The sequence below is a fragment of the Stenotrophomonas sp. ZAC14A_NAIMI4_1 genome (assembly GCF_003086915.1).
Lineage (GTDB): Bacteria > Pseudomonadota > Gammaproteobacteria > Xanthomonadales > Xanthomonadaceae > Stenotrophomonas.
The window spans coordinates 2,857,052-2,871,336 of record NZ_CP026002.1 but is presented as its reverse complement, the minus strand read 5'-3'; the positions used below and the strand labels follow the sequence as shown (position 1 = coordinate 2,871,336).

Below are 14,285 nucleotides of genomic sequence, written 5' to 3'. Positions count from 1 at the left end.
GAGTTCACGTGCTGAGATATTCGCGGCTGACGGTCGCCATTTCGTTGCTGGTCTGCGCCCACGCCCACGCCGAGCAGGCCCCGCCCGCGCCGCAGACGCTGGACAAGGTCATCGTAACGGCCTCGCGTACCGGCCAGGACGCCGCCACCGCGCCGCAGACGGTGGTGATCATCGGCAAGGAGCAGATCGAGCAGCAGCTGCGCCTCAGCAGCAATTCGTCCGATGTGCTGTCCAGCCTGCTGCCGTCGTACACGCCCAGCCGCGGCAAGATGAACGGCAGTGGCGAGACCCTGCGCGGGCGCACGCCGCTGATCCTGGTCGATGGCATCCCGCAGTCGAACCCGCTGCGCCCCACCGGCCGCGAGGCGCATACGATCGACTACGCGCTGGTCGAGCGCATCGAGGTGATCCAGGGCGCCAACGCCATGAACGGCCTGGGCGCTACCGGCGGCACCATCAACCTCATCACCCGGCGCCCGGAACCGGGTGCGGTCAACCAGCACTTCGGCGTGCAGACGACGCTGCCGACCTCTGAAGTGCGCGGTGAAACCACGGGTTACCGCGCCGATTACCGCATCAGCGGCAGCAAGGGAAAGTGGGATTATCTCGTCGGCGCCGGCTATGAAGACCAGGGCCTGTGGGTGGATGGCGAGGTCACGCCGATCGGCGTGGACGTCACCCAGGGCGACCTGATGTCCACCCGTGCCTACGACCTGCACGCCAAGCTGGGCTACTGGATCGACGACAACCAGGAGCTGCAGTTCAGCAGCAACCGCTACCGCATCAAATCCAAGGCCGAGTACGTACCGGTGGCCGGCAACCGCGATCTGGGCATTGCCACCACCTCGGTGCGCGGCACGCCGCCGGGCACGCCGGCCTGGAACGATGCCTGGACCACCGGCCTCAGCTACACCCACCACGACCTGGCCGGCATGGAGCTGAAGGCGATGGTGTTCAACCAGGAGTTCGAAGGCCTGTTCGGCGCGGACAACTCGTCCACCTTCCAGGACCCGCGCATCGCGCCGGTCGGGACGTTGTACGACCAGTCGCGCTCGACCGCTTCCAAGTGGGGCAGCAAGACCAGCCTTGGCCGCGATGACCTGCTCGGTGGCGACCTGAAGATCACCGCCGGCGTGGACACGCTGCGCGACAGCGGCAAGCAGGACCTGTACGGCACCGGCCGCACCTACGTGCCCGATTCGCGCTACAGCAGCGTGGCCGGCTTCGTGCAGGCCGACTACAAACTGCTGCCGCAGCTGACCGTGCAGGGTGGCTGGCGCCGCGAAGAGGCCGACCTGCGCATCGACAGCTACACCACGCTGTACCGCTACAACCGCGTGGCGGTGCAGGGCGGCAAGCTGAAGTTCCAGCAGAACCTGCGCAACATCGGCCTGGTGTACGCGCCAACCGAGCGCTTCAACACCTTCGCCAGCTATTCCGAAGGCTTCGGCATGCCCGACGTCGGCCGCGTGCTGCGCTCGATCAACACGCCGGGCACCAACGTGGAATCGCTGCGCTCGCTGCAGCCGCTGCTGACCCGCAACAGCGAGATCGGTGTGCGCTACCGCTCGCCGTCGTGGGAAGCCGAGGCCAGTGCATTCCAGTCACGCTCGGAGTACGGCACGCGCGTGATCGCGGTCGACGGCGCGTTCCAGCTCGCCCGCGAAAAGACCGCCATCGAGGGCCTCGATGCGAGCGTGCGCTATCGGTTGAATGATGCCCACGGGCTGGGGCTGTCCTATGCCTGGACCCGCGGGCGCTACGACAGCAATGCAGATGGCCGGCTCGACGCGCGGCTGGATGGCCTGAACATCGCACCGAACCGCGTCATCGCGACCTGGTCGGCGCAGTGGACGCCGGAGCTGTCGACCTTCGTGCAGGGGCAGTACGCCTTCAGCCGCAACTTCGACGAGGCCGCCAAGGAATTCAGCGGCTACGCGCTGTTCGACCTTGGCGTTGACTACCGGCTCGCCAAGGGCAAGGTGAACCTGGGCATCGCCAACCTGCTCGACCGCCAGTACATCACCTACTACTCGCAGAGCGCGCTGATCGAACCGGCGCGGTACTTCGCCGGGCGTGGGCGGACGGTGACGCTGGGTTACAGCCTGGATTTCTGAGGCGGGCCGTGCGGGCAGGATTATTTCTGCCCGCCATCATGCGCCTGCATGTCCTCGTGCAGGATGCGCCGCAGCTCGACAATCGCCGGCGTGGCTTCCTGCACGCTGTGCCCGGACACGATCACCTTTTCCGATACCGCATTGGGCAGGTGCGAGCTCCAGTAAGGCACCAGCCCGTCGTTGGTTTTTTCCAGCGGCCCGTCGGCGCTGGCGCGCGCAATGATGGAGTGGTAACGCACCCGCGGTGACAACGGCAGATCGGCCACCGCCTTCACGAACGGATCGTCCTTGTCGAGGTTCTGGATGCTGTTCATCTGGTAACCGTGCTTGCCATCGTCGCGGTCGATGTGGCCGTCCTTGGCGACGTTGGCCGCGTCTTCCAGCACGGTCAGCGGCAGCCGCACCAGGCGGCCGATCCAGCGGCCCAGGCGCGTGCCGGCCACGTCGGTGCCACGGTGCGGGGTGGCGATGAAGACCACCCGCGAGATCTCCGGTTCGGGCTGGAAGGTCAGCAGCGGCGGGCCCTTGGTGCGCAGCAGTTCGCGCTGTGCCGGGCTCAGTTGGGCCGTGGCCAGCAGCGTATCCACCAGGTGGTCGCCGGACGAAGACACCATCAGCCGCGAGATCACCCCGCCCATGCTGTGCCCGACCAGCACCATGTCATGCGAGGCCACCGCCTTGCCGCTGGGATCGTAGTGCTGCATCACGTCCTCGAGCGTGCGCCGGATCGCATCGTGGCTGAGCGCGATCGGCATGTTGGTCGGGTAGTAGAACTGCCAGACCTGGAAATCGCTGCGGATCTCGTCGTCGCGCATCAGCTCGTTGGCCACGTTCACCCAGGCCTCGGGGCTGCTGGCCAGGCCGTGGATCATCAACAGCACGCGGCGGTTGGGGTCGTAGGGCTGCATCATGAACAGATGCGGGCGGTCGATGCCGCCCTTGCCGCCGAACAGCGAGCGCAGCGATTGCCGGCTGAAGTTGGAACGGGCCAGCCAAAGCGCGTAGCCGGCGGTGAAGTTGGCAGCCAGCGGCACCTGCTCGCCATGCAGCTGCACCATCGAGATCTGGTAGGGGTCGTGGATCTCCAGCTCCGGCTCGTCGTCGTGCAGCATCTCCCACAGGTTGGCGCCGGAAAAACGCAGCAGCACGGTCATCGAGGGCGAGGGCATCTCGCTCCAGCTGCGCTCAGGTGGCGCGGCGTCCTGGCCCGGACGGTCGGCATGCGCTGCAGCGGCCAGGCCGGTCGTGGCCGGGTCGGCCATCACCGCCACCAGTTCGGCGCCGAAGCCATCGCGGCGATGCACGCTGCGCAGCGTGCCGGTGAAGGACATCGACGCGGCCGCGACCAGCTCGATCGGCTCGCGCGTGTCCTGCGTGGTGCCTGCATCGGGCTGGGCCAGCACGAAGGTCCAGCGGCCCAGCCGCAAACGGCCGCTGTCATTGCCCACCTGATGGCTGGAATAGGCATCGAACAGCATCACCGCAGCTTCCTGCACGGCCAGGTTGTAGTAGTCGCGCACCTGGGTCTGGCGGTCTTCGAAGCCGCGCTGGTTGGCCGTGCGTTCGGTGAAGAACAGATACGCATAGGCCTGCCGCGCGACGTGCATCCACGCATCCAGCCGCGGCTGGAAGCCGGGATCGGCCACCAGCATCGCCGGCGTCGTGCCGCGCCGCGCCTTCGGCATGGGCATCGCCATCGCCTGCTGCAGCCACAGTTCGGCCAGCGCCGAGCGCTTGTCCTCCTCGCGCACCACGATGCTCGCTTCCATCGCCTCGATACAGGGCAGGCCGGGCTTGGCGCAGGTGGTTTCGTCCAGGCCCGCCACCCGCAGCGTCTCGATGGTCGCCGCGCTGAGCCTGCCGCTGGTGAGGATGTCGCCGCGCTTGAGGGCGATGTACTGGCCTGGGGTGACCGTGGTCACCTGCACCGAGGGGCCGAACTGGCGCAGCGTGGCGCAGCCGCTCAGCAGGAGCAGCGCGATCAAGACGAGGGTCGTGTGGCGGATGACGCCGAAGCCCGTGGTTGCCATGCGATCCTCCGGCGCGGTGGCGCCACTCTAGCGGGCGGGGCGTCAAGGCGGAAGCACGTGGATAAACGCGTGCTGGGGGACTGTGACACCATCGCCGGCAGTGCTTTTCAGGGAATGACGATGCACCTGCTGGAAACGCGGATTCCACCGCCGCTGGTGATGCTGCTGTGCGGGGCGGTGGGGTATGCGCTGGCCGGCGCCTGGCCGTGGCCCGTCCTGCCGGTTCCTGGCTGGGTTGCAGTACTGGTGGGGCTGGCAGGGGTGGGGTTGAACCTGCTGCCCAAGGTGGCCTTCCGCCGCGCGCGGACTACGGTCAATCCACTGCGCCCTGGCGCTGCTACATCGCTGGTGACCGGCGGCATCTACCGCCACACGCGCAACCCGATGTACCTGGGGCAGGCGCTGCTGCTGCTGGGCGGAGTGCTGTGGCTGGGCAGTGCTGCGGCGCTGCTGGTGGTGCCGCTGTTCGTCGGCTGGATCACGCGTTTCCAGATCCTGCCCGAGGAGCGGGTGCTGGCCGACCGTTTCGGCGCTGAGTACGCCGCGTTCCGGCGCGGGGTGCGGCGCTGGCTGTAGGGCAGGGCGCAGGCAACAAAAAAGCCGGACCCCAATCGACGGGAGTGTCCGGCTTTTCGTGCCCCGAAGGGCGGTACAGATGGTGGAGGTGGGCGGAATTGAACCGCCGTCCGAAGGCACTCCATCCCCAGCACTACATGCTTAGCTCACCGTTGAATCTCATCCCCGAGCAGCACGGTGTGCAAAGCGCACCCGGGAACCAGCCTGTTTTGTTCTAGTGCCGGACTGACAGGCAGCCGCCCAGCGCGATTCCATGATAATGACTCTACGCTGCGAGCATGGACACAAGCAGTTTCGAGGCTCCGCCTAAGTCGGCAGAAGGTCACGCACCGCAGTTTTTAGGCTGCGAGAGCGACCGGAGCGTAGTTGTCGTCGTTGGCAACTAGAGTTTTGCAGCTGGATTTACGAGGACAGCTACCCCCTCGGCATGCGCCAGGCGACTTCACAACCCCCGTCGAAACCAATGCACCCCCGGTTTCTTCAAGTTCTGCAAGGTACAAGGCCGATGAACGTGTTGCCACGTGCAGCGCCTGCCCAACGAGTGCAATGCTACGGCAAAACAGCTGAACAGTCACCTTGGCAATCGGAAAAACGTTGTAGAGCCCCTGTCATAGCGGTTTGCTAACGTCGTTGGCACGATTTTGCGACACACTGGCCACCAACATCCGAGCCAGGACAGACACGGAGACCCAGGGTGAGCGACACCATCCAACAACGTAGCCTGCGACAGCTGGTCGGGCCGGTAGGCGCCGACTACCGCCGACGCGCGTTGCCGCCCGGCTGGGTATGGGCGGTACTGGCCGCGATCGTCACTGCGGCCTGCCTGACCGCGCTGCCGGCGACGGCGGCGGTGTTCCTGGTGGCCAGTGCGGTGGTGGTGTACTGGCCGCGTCGCGACCAGGCCCTGGTGCCGGGCTGGCGCATGCTGGCCCTGGCCGTGCTGGCGGTGATGGTCTGGGGTCCAGATGTCATCGCGCTGTGGTTCGAGCACGGTGCGGCGGTGGCCCTGCTGACCCTGGCCTCGTTGAGCATCCTGACCCATGTCCGCCGCAGCTGGGCGCTGTCGCAGCAGCTGCAGCACCGGGCCGATGCGCTGGATGACCAGCAGCTGCTGGCCCTGTTGCCGGATGATGCGGCCCAGCTGGCAAAGCAGTGGCGGGCCGGCGATGACCGGCATGCGCCGGAGCTGGCGGTGGTGATGCACCTGGCGGTGATGCACGCGGCGCTGGCGCCGCGGATGCGCGGGCAGGGCATGCTGGCCGGCTGATCGCCCGCCTTTCTGTAGAGCCGAGCCATGCTCGGCTGCCCCGCGACCAGAAAACCAAGCCGAGCATGGCTCGGCTCTACAAAAGGCAAGTCGAGCAAGCTCGACTCTACAAACAGCTGTTACGCGTCGCGGTTTCCGCGACGCATCACGCGCTGCTTCTCGATCGCCCAGTCGCGGTCCTTGGCGGCATCGCGCTTGTCGTGGGTCTGCTTGCCCTTGGCCAGTGCCACTTCGAGCTTGATCTTGTTCTTGCTCCAGTACATGGCGGTGGGCACGATCGTGTAGCCATCGCGCTCGACCTTGCCGACCAGCTTGTCGATCTCGTTCCGGTGCAGCAGCAGCTTGCGCTCGCGCCGGTCGTTGGCCACCACGTGGGTGGAGGCCTGGATCAACGGGGTGATCTGCGCGCCGATCAGGAAGATCTCGCCCTGCTTCACGTAGGCGTAGGCGTCGATGATGTTGCCGCGCCCGGCGCGGATCGACTTCACCTCCCAGCCCTGCAGGGCCAGGCCTGCCTCGAAGCGCTCCTCGATGTGGTACTCGTGGCGGGCACGCTTGTTCAACGCGATGGTTTTGTTGGCCGTCGCGTTCTTTGCTTTATCCTTGCCGCTGTTCTTGCTCATTTCCGTATTGTCTCCGATTCGGGCCCGCCCGGTCGATTGCCGAAACGCGCCGTCTTTATGCCTACTATCCGCCGCAGCGCCCTGGTCGAACACTCGGCCGCGCGCATGTTCGACCTGGTCAACGATGTCCAGGCCTACCCGCGCCGCTTCCGCTGGTGCTCGGACGCCCGCATCCTGGAACAGGGCGAGGACCGCCTGGTCGCCCGCCTGGATCTGGGCCTGGGCTCGTTCAGCACCTGGTTCCAGACCGAAAACACCCTGCAGCGCCCGCACAGCATTGATATGCAGCTGCGCGACGGCCCCTTCAAGCAGCTGCATGGCCGCTGGGAGTTCCATGCGCTGGCCGAGGATGCCTGCAAGGTCACCCTGACCCTGGAGTTCGAGCCGAAATCGCGCCTGCTCGCACCGGCGCTGGCGATCGGTTTTCAGGGCCTTGCCGACCGCATGGTCAACGACTTCGTCCGCGTTGCCGACGAGGGCTGAGCGATGATCGAGGTCGAGGTGGTACTGGCCTGGCCGCAACAGGTGCAGTCACGCCGGTTGCAGCTGCCGGAAGGTGCGACCGTGGCCGAGGCCGTTGCCGCAGCCGCCCTCGAGGGCAGTGCCGGGTGTCCGGCCGCCGCCGTGCATGGCGTGCTGGCACGCCCGCAGCAAGCGCTGCTGGACGGTGATCGGGTGGAACTGCTGCGGCCGCTGCAGGCCGATCCCAAGGAAAACCGCCGGCGTCGCGCGCGCGGCGATTGATTCCAGGGTCCCGCCCCGCAGGGCGGGCGGTGGGCTCAGCGACCCTTCTTCTTGTCCTTGGCCAGGTTGCGGCCGAACTGGCGGACCGTCTGCTGGGCCAGGGCCTTGTCGTTGGCCGGGAAGTACTCGCCATCCCAACGGGTGACGGCGTCATTCTCGAAGTACACGGTGAAGTTCTTCACTTCGGTACGGCCGAGACGGTTCACGCGCTGGCTGGAGGTGTAATCCCAGCGCTGGGCGTGGAAGGGGTCCGGCACGGACGGGGTGCCCAGCAGCGCATTCACCTGCTGCTTGCTCTGCCCGACCTGCAGCTTGGAGACGGCATCTTCCCGGATCAGGTTGCCCTGATAGATGGGTTGCTTGTAGATGATGCCGCACCCGGTGGTGGACAGGGCGACGGCGGCGACCAACAGAAGATTGCGCATCGGTACTGGCGGTTGGGGAAATCAAACCGATGATACACTCCCGGCGTGCCACCGCGACCCAATCCGAGGCAGCTGGCGCTAAATCGCCAATGAACGGAGACCTATGGAAACCCACGACCTGCGTAAAGTCGGCCTGAAGGTGACCCATCCGCGGATGCGGATCCTGGCGCTGCTCGAGCAGCGCAATGCCCAGCACCACATGACCGCCGAAGACATCTACCGCCAGCTGCTGGAGCACGGCGATGAAATCGGCCTGGCCACGGTGTACCGGGTGCTGACCCAGTTCGAGGCCGCCGGCCTGGTGCTGAAGCACAACTTCGAAGGCGGCCAGGCCGTCTACGAGCTGGACCGCGGCGGCCACCACGACCACATGGTCGATGTGGACAGCGGCAAGATCATCGAGTTCGAAAGCCACGAGATCGAGGAGCTGCAGCGCAAGATCGCCGCAGACCACGGCTACGAGCTGGAAGAGCATTCGCTGGTGCTGTACGTGCGCAAGAAGCGCAAGTAAGGCGCTGCGGCCAGCAGTGGATACACGAAGACCCCGGGCATGCCCGGGGTTTTTCGTTGCTGGGCCCGATGCTGGGGTCAGAGCCCTTTGCTGGCGCAGAGGGATCCGACCCCGGCCGACCCAATGGGGTCAGATCCCTTTTCCGGCGGAAAAGGGCTCTGACCCCTTACCTCCAAGCAGCGCGTCCAGATCCACCGCCTCGGCCATCGCCCGGTTGCCGGCATCGCCGGGGTGCAGGTGGTCGCCCGAGTCAAAGGCGGGGGCCATCCGCGACGGATCAGCGGGATCACGCAGGGCCGCATCGAGGTCGATCACGGCGTCGAACGGGCTGTCGCTGCGCAGCCAGTCGTTGAGCTGCCGGCGCAGCGCGTCCTTGTCCGCAGCGTAGTAGTCCTCCAGTGGCGTGCCCGGCAGGGCGCCCGCGACGGGCGGCAGGGTCGCGCCGAGAATCCGCAGGCCCCGGCCGTGGGCCTGCCGTGCCAGCGCCCGGTAGCCGGCCTGCAGCTGGCCCAGGGTGGGCCGGGCCTCGTCGCGGGCAAAGGCCGTGCCCGGCCAGCTGATGTCGTTGATGCCGAGCAGCACGATCACACTGGCCACGCCGGGTTGGTCGAGTACGTCACGCGGGAAGCGGGTGAGGGCGGCTTCGCCCATGCCGTCGCGCAGCAGGCGGCCGCCGGAGATGCCGGCATTGGCCACGGCCACCCCGCGCGGGGCCAGGCGGGCGGCCAGATGATCGGTCCAGCGCTGGTCCTGGTCCAGGCTGGCGGTCGCGCCATCGGTGATCGAATCGCCGATGACCACCACGCTGCGCGCGCTGGCTGGCGCCTCGACGTCGATGCCGCTCAGTACCAGGCGTGCGGTGGTGGGTTCGGCCCCGTGCAGGGTGGTCGCTCGGCTCTGGTCACCGGGGGCGATCCAGCTGGTCTGCCGGCCGTCCCAGTGGAAGCTGTGCAGCGGCGTGGCTGCCGGCAGGTAGAGGCTGACCTGGACGGCCTGCAGGGCGCGGGTGGGCAGGGCCAACGGGTCGCTCAGGCGCTCCTGGCCGGGGGCGATCAGCACGCTGGGCTGGCCGTCGAACTGCAGAGCCAGGGGCGCGCTGCCGGCGGCGCTGGCCACGCTGGCCGCGCCTACCCGGAGCGGCTGCTGCCCATGGACATTGCTCAGACGCACCCGCAGCCGCGGTCCGCCCAGGCTGATACGCGCGGTCTGGCGGAAGGTCTGGGCCTGCAGGGCGGGCGGGATCAGGGTCGGAAACAGGAAGTCCGCGCCCCAGACCGGTTGCGGGCTGGCTTGCCAGCTGGCGACCCAGTGGCTAGGGCTGGCTGGTTCAGCGGTGGCGGCGCCGGACAGGGCGATCAGGACAGTGGCGGCAAAATGGCGGAGGCGGTGCATCGGGCAATCCCGGCAGGAGGAAGCGCCATGGTGATTGCGGCCCCATCTGTGAACTAGACTGCGGATGGATAATCATCTGTGAACTGGATTCACTGGCATGGCGCGACCCGACATCAACCGATCCGGCGAACTGGAAGTGTTCGTACGGGTGATCGAGACCGGCGGCTTTTCCGCCGCCGCGCGCACGCTGGATATGACGCCTTCGGCGGTCAGCAAGCTGGTGGCGCGGCTGGAACAGCGGTTGGGCACGCGCCTGCTGCAGCGCTCCACCCGGCAGCTGCAACTGACCCCGGAAGGCTGCGCGTTCTACGAGCGTGGGCTGCGGGTGCTGGCTGACCTGGAGGAAGCCGAGCGCTGTGCCAGTGCCGATGCCGAGCCGCGGGGCCGGCTGCGGGTCAATTCCAACGTGCCCTTCGGCCAGCACTTCCTGCTGCCGCTGCTGCCACGGTTCCTGCAGCGCAATCCCCAGGTGGGCGTGGACCTGACGCTGAACGATGAGGTGATCGACCTGCTGGAGCAGCGCACCGACGTCGCCGTGCGTGCGGGGCCGCTGAAGAGTTCCAGCCTGGTGGCACGGCGGCTGGGCTCGACCCGGATGATGATCGTGGCGGCGCCGTCCTATGCGCAGCGGCAGGGGCTGCCGCGCACGGCCGAGGAGCTGCTGGCGCACAACCGGCTGGACATCGGCCATGCGCGGGCGATGCAGGGCTGGCCGGTGCTGCAGGACGGCCGCGAGCGCATGGTGCTGCCCAACGGCAATGCCCGCGCCAGCAATGGTGACGCGCTGCGCCAGCTGGTGCTGGGTGGGCTGGGCATGGCGCGGCTGGCCGCGTTCCAGGTGCAGGCCGACATAGCCGGTGGGCGCCTGCTGCCGGTGCTGGAAGACGCCAACCCGGGTGACCTGGAAGAGGTGCACGCGGTGTTCCTGGGGCAGGGCGGTTACCTGCCGCTGCGGGTGCGCGCGTTCCTCGATTTCCTGGTGGAGCACGTGGATCTGGCGCGGCCGTTGGGGTAGTGCCGCGCATGGACGCGCCGGAGCCGAGCATGGGCTCGGCTCTACATGTCGGTTTCGTTCGAGATGTTCCTGTAGAGCCGAGCCCATGCTCGGCTCGGCCGGCGTTACACCTGCAGCAACTTGCGGGCGGCCGCGCGCGCTTCCTTGCTCACTTCCACGCCACCCAGCATGCGCGCGAGCTCTTCCTCGCGTGCCTTGGTATCCAGCTTTTCCACTGCGCTCTGGGTCATGCCTTCCACCGGGGCCTTGCTGACCCGGTAATGGGCGTGGCCCTTGGAGGCGACCTGCGGCAGGTGGGTGACGCACAGCACCTGGCGCTTCTCGCCCAGCGCGCGCAGCTTCTGGCCGACGATGTCGGCCACCGCGCCGCCGATGCCCGAGTCGACTTCGTCGAACACCATGGTCGGCACCGCATCGAGGTCCAGCGCAGCCACTTCGATGGCCAGCGAGATGCGCGACAGTTCACCGCCGGAGGCGACCTTGCGCAGCGCACGCGGTGGCTGCCCGGCATTGGCTGCCACCAGGAACTCCACGCGCTCGGCGCCCTGCGGGTCGGGCTTGCCGCTGTCCTGCGGTTCCAGCTCGATCAGGAACTGGCCGCCGCCCATGCCCAGCTCGGCGATGATGCCGGTGGTGGTGGCCGACAGCTCGGCTGCAGCCTGGCGACGGCTGCTGCTGAGCACTTCGGCCTGCACGCGCCACGCGGCGGCAGCCTTGTCGATCTCACCGGCCAGGCGCTGCAGGCGCTCGTCTGCGCCGCGCAGCTGCTCCACTTCGGCATGCATGCGCTCGCGCTGCGCGCCCAGTTCGTCCATCGGCACGCGGTGCTTGCGGGCCAGGTCGTGCAGGCGGCCGAGGCGGCGCTCGTTCTCCTCGAACTGCTCCGGGTCGGCATCGAGATCGTCGTGCACCCGGTCCAGCAGCGACAGGGCTTCGTGCAGCTGGATCGAGGCGTTCTCGATCAAACCATCCACCTCGCCCAGGCGCGGGTCGTGCTCGATCAGGCGTGACAGCTCGTGGCGCACCTGCTGCAGCAGGTCCAGCGCCGAGCTGCCGTCGTCACCGTTGAGCTGGTTGCTGGCCGCCTGGCAGGCGCTCAGCAGGGCGCTGGCGTGGGCCTGGCGACGGTGGCTGGCGCCCAGGGCGGCAATCGATTCGGGTTCCAGGTCCTCGCGGTCGAGCTCGCGCAGCTGGTGCTCGAGGAAGCCGATGCGGTCGGAAACGTCGCCCTGTTGCGACAGCGCCAGTGATTCATCGACCAGCGCCTGCCACGCGGCGGCGGCGCGGCGCACCTGGCGGCGCTCGGCCTCGTTGCGGGCATAAGCATCGAGCAGGGCCAGCTGCGACGGGCGCGTCAGCAGGGCCTGCTGCTCATGCTGGCCATGGATCTCCACCAGCCGCCCTGCCAGCTCGGCCAGCTGTGCCAGGGTCACCGGGCGGCCGTTGATCCAGGAGCGCGAGCCACCGTCGGCGCGGATCACCCGGCGCAGCTGGCACTGGTCCTCGTCGTCCAGCTCGTTGTCGGCCAGCCACTGGCGTGCGGCCTGCAGCTGGTCCAGGGCGAACTCGGCCGACAGCTCGGCGCGGGCGGCGCCGTGGCGGACCACGCCGCTGTCGGCGCGCAGGCCGGACAGGAAGCCCAGCGCGTCGACCATCAGCGACTTGCCGGCGCCGGTCTCGCCTGAAACAACGGTCATGCCGGGCCCGAATTCCAGTTCGGTGGCGCGGACGACGGCAAAATCCTTGATCGAAAGATGTCTGAGCATGGGTACAGGGGTGTCTGAGCCGCGCAACGCTAGCACGCGCGGCGGGGTGGTCCAATGACTTGCCAAGGCGACGCACCGCCATTATCTAGTGTCCGTGTCTCACAGGTTGATTCCATGCACGGTTCCGCTGACCAGCTTGCCCCGCGTGCGCGCCATCTGCTGCGCACGCTGATCGCGCGTTACATCCAGGACGGCGAGCCGGTCGGCTCGCAGACGTTGGCGCGCGTGGCTGGCCTGGAGGTCAGTCCGGCCACCATCCGCAACATCCTGGGCGACCTGGAGGACCTGGGCCTGCTGGCCTCGCCGCATACCTCGGCCGGGCGCATCCCCACCGCGCACGGCTACCGGGTGTTCGTGGACAGCCTGCTGCAGATGCAGCCGCCGGGCGAGGGTGAACTGGCCCGCCTGCGCCACGAACTGGCCGGAGGCGGCAGTACCCAGGCCCTGCTGGGCAGCGCCTCGGAGCTGCTGTCGGCCATGAGCCACTTCGTGGGCGTGGTCAGCGCGCCGCGGCGCGAGCAGTTCGCCTTCCGCCAGATCGATTTCGTGGCGCTGGACGGTCGCCGGGTACTGGCGATCCTGGTGTTTGCCGACAACGAGGTGCAGAACCGGGTCATCGAGACCCGCCAGGACTTCGAGCCGGGCCAGTTGGAACAGGTGGCCAACTACCTCAATGCCCATTTTGCCGGCCTGCCGCTGGCCGAGATCCGCACCCGCCTGCTGCTGGAGCTGCGCGACGCCCGTTCCGAGCTGGAGCTGCTGCTGGCCCACAGCATCGAGCTGGCCGAGCAGGCCCTGCAGCCGCCGGCCGACGACATGCTGGTGGCCGGCCAGACCCGGCTGATGGGGGTGCAGGACCTGTCCGACCTGGAACGCCTGCGCGAACTGTTCGAACTGTTCTCCAGCAAGCGCGAGATCCTGCAGCTGCTGGAGCGGACCATCCAGGCCCCGGGCGTGCGCATCTTCATCGGTGAAGAGACCGGGATGATGCCGCTGCAGGGGGTCTCGCTGGTCACAGCGCCCTATACCGCCAACGGGCAGGTGCTGGGCGTGCTGGGGGTGATCGGGCCCAAGCGGATGGCCTACGACCGGGTGATTCCGCTGGTCCAGGCCACCGCGGACGTGCTCGGGGCGGCCTTTTCGCCCCCGGGACGCGGTCCGGGGCCGGCAGACGCTTGAAACGCAGCATCCCGCCCACACTAGGGTGGGTGGAGGCGGAGAGTGACCGCCAGGGACCCAGACATGAACCAAGAACATCCAGATATCGAAGCCCAGCAGAGCGCCGCCGATGCGGCCGCTGCCGCAGGCACCCATGACGAACTGGAGCGCCTGCGCGCCGAGGTCGAGCAGGTCAAGGCCGATGCGCTGCGTGAGCGCGCCGACCTGGAGAACCAGCGCAAGCGCGTGGCCCGCGACATCGACCAGGCCCGCAAGTTCGCCAACGAGAAGCTGCTGGGCGAGCTGCTGCCGGTGTTTGACAGCCTGGATGCCGGCCTGAAGGCTGCCGGCGACGACGCCAACCCGCTGCGCGAGGGGCTGGAGATGACCTACAAGCAGCTGCTGAAGGTCGCCGCCGACAACGGCCTGGTCCTGCTGGACCCGACCGGCCAGCCGTTCAACCCGGAACACCACCAGGCCATCAGCCAGGTGCCGGCCCCCGGTGCCGCCCCCGGCAGCGTGGTGACCGTGTTCCAGAAGGGCTACCTGCTCAACGAGCGCCTGCTGCGGCCGGCGCTGGTGGTAGTGGCCGCCGATTGACGCGCCGGGCCGGCAACGGCCCACCGCCGTCAGGTAGCGCCGGGCCATGCCCGGCGTACCT

14 protein-coding genes and 1 other RNA gene are annotated in these 14,285 nt (G+C 68.0%); 9 read left to right on the top strand and 6 right to left on the bottom strand.

Features of this window, described 5'->3' with window-relative positions:
* The first annotated feature begins 8 nt into the window (after positions 1-8).
* A complete protein-coding gene (locus tag C1926_RS12965) occupies positions 9-2,117 on the top strand; it encodes a TonB-dependent receptor (RefSeq protein ID WP_254057263.1) in 2,109 nt (702 codons plus the stop codon).
* Positions 2,118-2,137: 20 nt separating this feature from the next.
* Here the strand turns inward: C1926_RS12965 and C1926_RS12960 are convergent, their stop codons facing one another.
* On the bottom strand, positions 2,138-4,147 hold the full coding sequence (locus tag C1926_RS12960; protein ID WP_108759466.1) for an alpha/beta fold hydrolase: 2,010 nt from the start codon (positions 4,145-4,147) through the stop codon (positions 2,138-2,140).
* Between the two features lie 120 nt (positions 4,148-4,267).
* Here C1926_RS12960 and C1926_RS12955 point away from each other — a divergent pair, with 120 nt between their 5' ends.
* On the top strand, positions 4,268-4,723 hold the full coding sequence (locus tag C1926_RS12955) for an isoprenylcysteine carboxylmethyltransferase family protein (RefSeq protein WP_108759465.1): 456 nt from the start codon (positions 4,268-4,270) through the stop codon (positions 4,721-4,723).
* A gap of 80 nt (positions 4,724-4,803) precedes the next feature.
* Here the strand turns inward: C1926_RS12955 and ssrA are convergent.
* Positions 4,804-5,196: a transfer-messenger RNA gene (gene ssrA, locus C1926_RS12950) on the bottom strand.
* Positions 5,197-5,417: 221 nt separating this feature from the next.
* Between ssrA and C1926_RS12945 the strand changes: the two genes are divergently transcribed.
* Complete coding sequence (locus C1926_RS12945) at positions 5,418-5,990, top strand: hypothetical protein (protein WP_108759464.1); 573 nt, start codon at positions 5,418-5,420, stop codon at positions 5,988-5,990.
* Positions 5,991-6,109: 119 nt separating this feature from the next.
* Here C1926_RS12945 and smpB read toward each other — a convergent pair whose 3' ends face one another.
* Positions 6,110-6,613, bottom strand: a complete 504-nt coding sequence (gene smpB, locus C1926_RS12940) for an SsrA-binding protein SmpB (RefSeq protein WP_079221548.1) — start codon at positions 6,611-6,613, stop codon at positions 6,110-6,112.
* A gap of 57 nt (positions 6,614-6,670) precedes the next feature.
* On the opposite strand from smpB, the gene C1926_RS12935 reads away from it, so the two are divergent.
* Both C1926_RS12935 and C1926_RS12930 read left to right on the top strand, forming a co-directional pair.
* Positions 6,671-7,096 (top strand): type II toxin-antitoxin system RatA family toxin, encoded by a 426-nt coding sequence (locus C1926_RS12935; RefSeq protein ID WP_108759463.1) that lies wholly within the window; start codon positions 6,671-6,673, stop codon positions 7,094-7,096.
* 3 nt (positions 7,097-7,099) lie between these two features.
* Positions 7,100-7,357 carry an RnfH family protein gene (locus C1926_RS12930; RefSeq protein ID WP_108759462.1) on the top strand — a complete coding sequence of 86 codons (258 nt, stop codon included), beginning with the start codon at positions 7,100-7,102 and terminating at the stop codon, positions 7,355-7,357.
* A gap of 35 nt (positions 7,358-7,392) precedes the next feature.
* Here C1926_RS12930 and bamE read toward each other — a convergent pair whose 3' ends face one another.
* Positions 7,393-7,782 carry an outer membrane protein assembly factor BamE gene (gene bamE / locus C1926_RS12925; protein WP_079221551.1) on the bottom strand — a complete coding sequence of 130 codons (390 nt, stop codon included), beginning with the start codon at positions 7,780-7,782 and terminating at the stop codon, positions 7,393-7,395.
* Between the two features lie 103 nt (positions 7,783-7,885).
* Between bamE and fur the strand changes: the two genes are divergently transcribed.
* The gene (gene fur / locus C1926_RS12920) at positions 7,886-8,293 is read left to right on the top strand and encodes a ferric iron uptake transcriptional regulator (protein ID WP_005409235.1); all 408 of its coding nucleotides are present in this window, start codon (positions 7,886-7,888) and stop codon (positions 8,291-8,293) included.
* Positions 8,294-8,422: 129 nt separating this feature from the next.
* Here the strand turns inward: fur and C1926_RS12915 are convergent, their stop codons facing one another.
* A complete protein-coding gene (locus tag C1926_RS12915) occupies positions 8,423-9,685 on the bottom strand; it encodes an SGNH/GDSL hydrolase family protein (RefSeq protein WP_108759461.1) in 1,263 nt (420 codons plus the stop codon).
* 97 nt (positions 9,686-9,782) lie between these two features.
* Between C1926_RS12915 and C1926_RS12910 the strand changes: the two genes are divergently transcribed.
* On the top strand, positions 9,783-10,700 hold the full coding sequence (locus C1926_RS12910; protein WP_108759460.1) for a LysR family transcriptional regulator: 918 nt from the start codon (positions 9,783-9,785) through the stop codon (positions 10,698-10,700).
* A 104-nt stretch (positions 10,701-10,804) separates the two neighbouring features.
* Here C1926_RS12910 and recN read toward each other — a convergent pair whose 3' ends face one another.
* The gene (recN, locus tag C1926_RS12905; RefSeq protein ID WP_108759459.1) at positions 10,805-12,466 is read right to left on the bottom strand and encodes a DNA repair protein RecN; all 1,662 of its coding nucleotides are present in this window, start codon (positions 12,464-12,466) and stop codon (positions 10,805-10,807) included.
* Positions 12,467-12,580: 114 nt separating this feature from the next.
* Here recN and hrcA point away from each other — a divergent pair, with 114 nt between their 5' ends.
* Both hrcA and grpE read left to right on the top strand, forming a co-directional pair.
* Positions 12,581-13,645 (top strand): heat-inducible transcriptional repressor HrcA, encoded by a 1,065-nt coding sequence (gene hrcA / locus C1926_RS12900; RefSeq protein ID WP_079221555.1) that lies wholly within the window; start codon positions 12,581-12,583, stop codon positions 13,643-13,645.
* Between the two features lie 63 nt (positions 13,646-13,708).
* Positions 13,709-14,224 (top strand): nucleotide exchange factor GrpE, encoded by a 516-nt coding sequence (gene grpE / locus C1926_RS12895; protein WP_079221556.1) that lies wholly within the window; start codon positions 13,709-13,711, stop codon positions 14,222-14,224.
* Positions 14,225-14,285 lie beyond the last annotated feature (61 nt).

Excerpts from the sequence above, each read along its gene's own strand:
- fur (WP_005409235.1), top strand. The coding sequence starts at position 7,886 with ATGGAAACCCACGACCTGCGTAAAGTCGGCCTGAAGGTGACCCATCCG.
- C1926_RS12930 (WP_108759462.1), top strand. The coding sequence starts at position 7,100 with ATGATCGAGGTCGAGGTGGTACTGGCCTGGCCGCAACAGGTGCAGTCA.
- C1926_RS12960 (WP_108759466.1), bottom strand. The coding sequence starts at position 4,147 with ATGGCAACCACGGGCTTCGGCGTCATCCGCCACACGACCCTCGTCTTG.
- C1926_RS12915 (WP_108759461.1), bottom strand. The coding sequence starts at position 9,685 with ATGCACCGCCTCCGCCATTTTGCCGCCACTGTCCTGATCGCCCTGTCC.
- bamE (WP_079221551.1), bottom strand. The coding sequence starts at position 7,782 with ATGCGCAATCTTCTGTTGGTCGCCGCCGTCGCCCTGTCCACCACCGGG.
- smpB (WP_079221548.1), bottom strand. The coding sequence starts at position 6,613 with ATGAGCAAGAACAGCGGCAAGGATAAAGCAAAGAACGCGACGGCCAAC.
- C1926_RS12955 (WP_108759465.1), top strand. The coding sequence starts at position 4,268 with ATGCACCTGCTGGAAACGCGGATTCCACCGCCGCTGGTGATGCTGCTG.
- C1926_RS12910 (WP_108759460.1), top strand. The coding sequence starts at position 9,783 with ATGGCGCGACCCGACATCAACCGATCCGGCGAACTGGAAGTGTTCGTA.
- C1926_RS12935 (WP_108759463.1), top strand. The coding sequence starts at position 6,671 with ATGCCTACTATCCGCCGCAGCGCCCTGGTCGAACACTCGGCCGCGCGC.
- hrcA (WP_079221555.1), top strand. The coding sequence starts at position 12,581 with ATGCACGGTTCCGCTGACCAGCTTGCCCCGCGTGCGCGCCATCTGCTG.
- grpE (WP_079221556.1), top strand. The coding sequence starts at position 13,709 with ATGAACCAAGAACATCCAGATATCGAAGCCCAGCAGAGCGCCGCCGAT.
- recN (WP_108759459.1), bottom strand. The coding sequence starts at position 12,466 with ATGCTCAGACATCTTTCGATCAAGGATTTTGCCGTCGTCCGCGCCACC.